General features: G+C 69.7%; 6 protein-coding genes. All 6 read left to right on the top strand.

The window, feature by feature from the left end:
* The first annotated feature begins 307 nt into the window (after window positions 1–307).
* Complete coding sequence (locus tag VIM19_14610) at window positions 308–997, top strand: hypothetical protein (protein ID HEY5186098.1); 690 nt, start codon at window positions 308–310, stop codon at window positions 995–997.
* Window positions 958–1797 carry an ABC transporter ATP-binding protein gene (locus tag VIM19_14605; GenBank protein ID HEY5186097.1) on the top strand — a complete coding sequence of 280 codons (840 nt, stop codon included), beginning with the start codon at window positions 958–960 and terminating at the stop codon, window positions 1795–1797. The genes VIM19_14610 and VIM19_14605 overlap by 40 nt, the downstream gene beginning before the upstream one ends.
* Window positions 1794–2615, top strand: a complete 822-nt coding sequence (locus VIM19_14600; protein ID HEY5186096.1) for an NUDIX hydrolase — start codon at window positions 1794–1796, stop codon at window positions 2613–2615. Before VIM19_14605 ends, VIM19_14600 begins: the two co-directional genes overlap by 4 nt.
* 3 nt (window positions 2616–2618) lie before the next feature.
* On the top strand, window positions 2619–3332 hold the full coding sequence (locus tag VIM19_14595; protein HEY5186095.1) for an enoyl-CoA hydratase: 714 nt from the start codon (window positions 2619–2621) through the stop codon (window positions 3330–3332).
* A gap of 10 nt (window positions 3333–3342) precedes the next feature.
* Window positions 3343–4395 carry a methyltransferase domain-containing protein gene (locus tag VIM19_14590; protein ID HEY5186094.1) on the top strand — a complete coding sequence of 351 codons (1053 nt, stop codon included), beginning with the start codon at window positions 3343–3345 and terminating at the stop codon, window positions 4393–4395.
* Window positions 4353–4717 (top strand): class I SAM-dependent methyltransferase (locus tag VIM19_14585; GenBank protein HEY5186093.1); only part of this gene is annotated, 365 nt, incomplete at its 3' end. The genes VIM19_14590 and VIM19_14585, both read left to right, overlap by 43 nt.

The raw sequence follows: 4717 nt of genomic DNA, 5'->3' as shown, positions 1-4717 counted from the left end.
GCTGGACGTCCGCCAGTTTCCCAGTTCTCGGGCCACAAGCTCCGCATCCAGCGCCCTGGCCGCCATCGGTATCGTCATTTCGATGCCAGTATCGCGCGACTGGCTATTGATTAGCAAGCCAGTTAGCCACGACGATGGGCGTCATGAGTACCTGGTTTTCTCGAGTGGGCGGCCGGTTTGCTGCCCTGCTCGACCCCCGTACCGGCCCGTGGAACCCGCTGCCCTCCGACTGGGGTGACGTCGACGCCGACGTTCGTCGGTTGCGTCATGAACTGGACGCCATCCAGATGCGTTTCCCCGATCGCCGATGATCGGGCGTACGGTCGCGCTGTTGACTGGCCTGTCCTGCTACGGGCTCTCGATGGCGATGATGGTGCGGGCCGAACTCGGCCTGGACCCGTGGGACGTGTTCCATCAGGGTCTGTCCCGGCACACACCGATGACGATCGGAGTGGCCTCGGCGGTCGTGGGCGTCGTCGTTCTGCTGGCGTGGATCCCGTTGCGTAACAAGCCCGGCGTGGGCACCGTCGCCAATGTCGTCGTCATCGCCGTCACCGTCGACGCGGCGCTTTCGGTCCTGCACTCACCGCAGTCGCTGCCGGCGCGGGTGGCACTGATGCTGGCCGCGGTCATGCTCAACGCGGTGGCCACGGTGCTGTATGTGGGAGCCGGACTGGGGCCCGGTCCACGGGACGGGTTGATGACGGGTCTCGTTGCGCGCAGCGGACTTTCGGTGCGTCTGGTGCGCACCTCGATCGAGGCCGCCGTGCTGGCGGCGGGGTGGCTGCTCGGCGGCGGCGTGGGCGTGGGCACCGTGGTCTATGCCCTCGGTATCGGACCGCTGGTCCAGCTGGTGTTGCGGGTGACACCCGGATCGGTGCTGGCCCGCAGCGGCTGGGCGCGGATCCTCGCCGCCCCGGCACGTGCCCCGCGAGCCGAGTGCGGCACGATGGTGCGGTGTCCGACTCTGCCGATGCGGTCGACCCCGACCTCCTGATCGACTTCCGGAAGGTCTCGCTGCGCCGAGGGGGCCGTGTTCTGGTCGGACCCATCACCTGGCAGGTCGAACTCGATGAACGCTGGGTGGTGATCGGGCCGAACGGAGCGGGCAAGACCTCGCTGCTGCGCATCGCCGCGGCGATGGAATATCCGTCGTCGGGCACCGCGTACGTCCTCGGTGAGCGCCTCGGCCGCGTCGACATGGCCGAACTCCGCCAGCGGGTGGGGCTGAGCAGTTCGGCGCTCTCCCAGCGCATACCTGACAACGAAGTGGTGCGTGACCTGGTGGTGTCGGCGGGCTACGCCGTGCTCGGCCGCTGGCGGGAGAACTACGAGGACATCGACTACGCGCAGGCCGTCGAGATGCTGGAGAGCGTGGGCGCCGAACATCTGGCCGAGCGGGTCTACGGCACGCTGTCCGAGGGGGAGCGCAAGCGCGTGCTCATCGCACGCTCACTGATGACCGACCCGGAACTGCTGCTGCTCGACGAGCCCGCCGCCGGACTGGACCTCGGCGGCCGTGAGGAGCTGGTCGCCCGGCTGGCCGACCTGGCTTCCGACCCGGACTCCCCGGCGCTGGTCCTGGTCACCCACCACGTCGAGGAGATCCCGCCCGGCTTCAGCCACTGCCTGATCCTGTCCGAGGGCCAGGTGGTGGCAGCCGGCCTGCTGCATGACACGCTGACAGCGGAGAACCTGTCTACGGCGTTTGGGCAGTCGATCGCCCTGGACACCATCGACGGCCGCCACTTCGCCCGGCGGGTACGCAGTCGCGCCGCGCACAGGAGGCGTTCATGACCGACAAGCCCGAGCCGCTGCCGGTACGCCCGGCAGCGACGGTGATGCTGGTCCGCGACACCCCGGCCGGCATCTCGGTGTTCCTGATGCGCCGCCACAGCGCCATGGAGTTCGCCGCCGGGGTGATGGTGTTCCCCGGTGGCGGGGTCGACGACCGCGACCGCAACGCCGACATCTCCTGGCACGGCCCGGGCTCGCAGTGGTGGGCCGACCGGTTCGGCATCGAGGCGGACCTGGCCGAGGCGCTGGTGTGCGCGGCCGCCCGCGAGACGTTCGAGGAGTCCGGGGTGCTGTTCGCCGGGCCGGCCGACGATCCGGACGGCATCGTCGCCGACGCGTCGGTCTACCATCACGCACGGGCGGCGCTCGTCGACCGCAGCCTGTCGTTCTCCGACTTCCTGCGCCGGGAGAAGCTGGTGCTGCGCTCCGATCTGCTGCGGCCGTGGGCCAACTGGGTCACCCCGGAGGAGGAGCGCACCCGGCGCTACGACACCTACTTCTTCGTCGGTGCGCTGCCACACGGCCAACGAGCCGACGGCGAGAACACCGAATCCGACCACGCGGCGTGGACCAGCCCCCAGGCTGCGATCGAGGACTTCGCCGAGGGCCGGTCGTTTCTGCTGCCCCCGACGTGGACCCAGCTGGACTCGCTGACCGGCCGCACGGTCGACGAGGTGCTGGCGGTGGACCGCCAGATCGTGGTCGTCCAGCCCAATCTTGCTGTGCGCGCGGGCAATTGGGAGATCGAGTTCTTCGACAGTGACCGCTACAACGCTGCCCGCAACCGGCGCGCGCCGCTGGGCTACGGCGAGGAGTGAGCGGTGCGCGAGTTCGTCAGCATCCACGTCGGTGAGCAGTTCCCGGGGCTCGGGATCCTGCTCATCACCCGCATGCCGACCAACGCGCTGACCCGCCAGACCCACCGTGAACTCATCTCCGCAGCCGCAGAACTGGCCGAGCGACCCGACATCAGCGCGGTCGTCCTGTTCGGCGGTCACGAGATGTTCTCCGCCGGCGACGACGTCCCCGAACTGCGGACGCTCAACCGCGACGAGGCCGTCACCGCCGACCGGGTGCGTCGCGACGCGATCGACGCCGTCGCCACCATCCCCAAACCCACCGTGGCTGCGATCACCGGCTACGCGCTGGGCAGCGGGCTGAGCCTGGCCCTGGCCGCCGACTGGCGCATCAGCGGCGACAACGTCAAGTTCGGGGCCACCGAGATCCTGGCCGGACTGGTGCCCGGCGGCGGTGGCTGCCAGCGACTGGCCCGCGCGGTCGGCGCCCACCACGCCAAGGAACTGGCCTTCAGCGGCCGGTTCGTCGACGCCAAGGAAGCCCTGGCGCTGGGATTGGTCGACGAACTGGTCGCTCCCGACGGCGTCTTCGACGCCGCGGCGGCCTGGGCGGGCCGGTTCGTCGACGCGTCGGCGGCCGCGCTGGCGGGTGCCAAAGCGCTCATCGACGGCCGTTTGGACCCCGCTGAGCAGGCAGAACGCTACGGCGAGGTCTTCATCGCCGGCGAGGGCGGTTAGGCTGCCCTGCATGACGGATGTTGACTCCAACGTCGCAGGGCACGATATTCCGGTATCCGATGTCGCCGGCCAGGCGGCTGCCGTATCCAATGTCGCCGGCCAGGCGGCTCCGGTCCCCAACCCGCACGCCACCGCCGAACAGGTCGAGGCGGCCCGCCACGACACCAAGCTCGCGCAGGTGCTCTACCACGACTGGGAGGCGGAGTCCTACGACGACAAGTGGTCAATCTCCTACGACAAGCGCTGCATCGACTACGCACGTGGCCGGTTCGACGCCATCGTCCCCGACGACGAGTTCCGCAAGCTGCCCTACGACCGCGCCCTCGAACTGGGCTGCGGCACCGGATTCTTCCTACTCAACCTGATCCAGGCGGGAGTGGCACGCCGCGGCTCGGTGACCGACCTGTCCCCGGGCATGGTCAAGGTCGCCACCCGCAACGGGCAGAACCTGGGTCTGGACATCGACGGCCGGGTGGCCGACGCTGAAGGGATCCCCTACGAAGACAACACCTTCGATCTGGTGGTCGGCCACGCCGTGCTGCATCACATCCCGGATGTCGAACTGTCGCTGCGTGAGGTCGTCCGGGTGCTCAAGCCCGGCGGGCGGTTCGTCTTCGCCGGCGAGCCCACCACCGTCGGCAATGCCTACGCACGCAGACTGGCCGACGCCACCTGGAAGACCACCGTCCGTGCGATGAAGCTGCCCGGTCTTGGCAGCTGGCGGCGTTCCCAGGAGGAGCTCGACGAGAACTCGCGTGCCGCGGCTCTCGAGTGGATCGTCGATCTGCACACCTTCGAGCCCGCCGACCTCGAGCGGATGGCCACCAACGCCGGCGCCGTGCAGGTGCGCACCGCCAGCGAGGAGTTCACCGCGGCGATGCTGGGCTGGCCGGTTCGGACGTTCGAGTCGACCGTGCCGCCCGGAAAGCTCGGCTGGCGCTGGGCACGATTCGCCTTCGGCGGCTGGACGACGCTGTCGTGGATCGACGCCAACGTCTGGCGGCACGTGGTGCCGAAGGGCTGGTTCTACAACGTCATGATCACCGGGGTCAAACCCTCCTGACGTTCACCCGCGCCGACGTCGCCTATCTGACCAGCGAGGCGGGGGTGGCCGCGCTGGCCGAGGTCGCCCGCTGCCCGTTGACCGACGCCAGCCGAATCGCCGACGTCGCCGCCATCCGGGCCCGGTTCGCCGAGCGGACCACCGCGCTGATCGAGACGACGCTGCTGCGCCGCAAGGCGGCCGTCAAGCTGGCCGGGCTGGCCGACGTGGCGGGCTGGTTGTTCACCGACGAAGCACTGCAGCAGGCCACCGCGGCGCCGGTGGCCGCACACCGGGCCGCGCGCCTGGCCGGCGCGGTGGTGCACGACGCCACCTGCTCGAT

Source organism: Actinomycetes bacterium, assembly GCA_036510875.1.
Taxonomy (GTDB): Bacteria; Actinomycetota; Actinomycetes; order Prado026; family Prado026; genus DATCDE01.
The sequence above is the reverse complement of the archived record's forward strand: the minus strand, read 5'-3'. Positions and strand labels throughout refer to the sequence as shown.

Bases quoted from the DNA above. Each gene is read 5' to 3' on its own strand.
- VIM19_14610 (HEY5186098.1), top strand. From the start codon at position 308: ATGATCGGGCGTACGGTCGCGCTGTTGACTGGCCTGTCCTGCTACGGG.
- VIM19_14600 (HEY5186096.1), top strand. From the start codon at position 1,794: ATGACCGACAAGCCCGAGCCGCTGCCGGTACGCCCGGCAGCGACGGTG.
- VIM19_14590 (HEY5186094.1), top strand. From the start codon at position 3,343: ATGACGGATGTTGACTCCAACGTCGCAGGGCACGATATTCCGGTATCC.